The organism is Variovorax cryoconiti (assembly GCF_051216395.1).
Taxonomy (GTDB): domain Bacteria; phylum Pseudomonadota; class Gammaproteobacteria; order Burkholderiales; family Burkholderiaceae_C; genus Variovorax.
Genome location: NZ_JBPJZI010000080.1, coordinates 1 through 1,039 on the forward strand (window position 1 = coordinate 1; position 1,039 = coordinate 1,039).

The 1,039-nt window shown below is 64.2% G+C and carries 1 protein-coding gene; it reads left to right on the top strand.

Translation table 11 applies throughout. The features are described 5' to 3' along the window. Positions 1-269: 269 nt before the first annotated feature. Positions 270-1,039, top strand: a 770-nt coding sequence (locus ACSFA2_RS25880; RefSeq protein ID WP_435458181.1) for a substrate-binding domain-containing protein, incomplete at its 3' end; no start/stop codon positions are given.

Consider the following 1,039-nt stretch of genomic DNA (forward strand, 5'->3'; position numbering starts at 1 on the left):
AGCATTTTTTGTCTCCTTGTTCATCGGCGACAAAGGTCGTAAGAGCGTTCGGAATAAGGCCTCCCGCCAGGCGGGAAGGATGCGAAAGATACCGGGCCGCACACGCCCGCAACGTAGGACCGCATCCCGCGACAGGGGTCGCAATGCGCTCCGGGAATTCCCGGATGCCCAGAGCCTCGCAGCGATGGGATAGTTAGTTCGCCCTTCAAACTAACTAATTTCTTACACGGCTGATGCCCGCGGGGCGCACCAACATTGGAGAGACATCGATGCAACTGAAACACACCCTGGCCGCCATGGCCTTCGGTCTTACGGCCGTGGGCGCGATGGCGCAGACCGTGGTCGGCGTGAGCTGGTCGAACTTCCAGGAAGAACGCTGGAAGACCGACGAGGCCGCCATCAAGGCCCAACTGGAAAAACTCGGCGCCAAGTACATCAGTGCCGATGCGGGCGGCTCGCCCGAGAAGCAGCTCGGTGACATCGAGGGCCTGATGTCCAAGGGCGCCAAGGCGCTCATCGTGCTGGCGATGGACAAGGACGCGATCCTGCCCGCCGTCACCAAGGCCACGCGCCAGAAGGTGCCCGTGGTGGCATACGACCGTCTGATCGCGGCGCCCGGCGTCTTCTACATCACCTTCGACAACGTCGAGGTCGGCCGCATGGAGGCGCGCGAGGTCTTCAAGGTCAAGCCCAAGGGCAACTACGTGATCATCAAGGGCTCGCCGAGCGACCCGAACGCCGACTTCCTGCGTGCGGGCCAGCAGGAAGTGCTGGACGCCGCCATCAAGAAGGGCGACATCAAGATCGTCGGCGACGAATACACCGAAGGCTGGAAGCCCGAGGTCGCGCAGAAGAACATGGAGCAGATCCTCACCAAGGCCGGCAACAAGGTCGACGCGGTGGTCGCTGCCAACGACGGCACGGCCGGCGGCGCGGTGGCCGCGCTCTCGGCCAAGGGCATCCGCGGCATTCCGGTGTCGGGCCAGGACGCCGACTTCGCGGCGCTCAACCGCATCGCGCTGGGCACGCAGACCGCCAC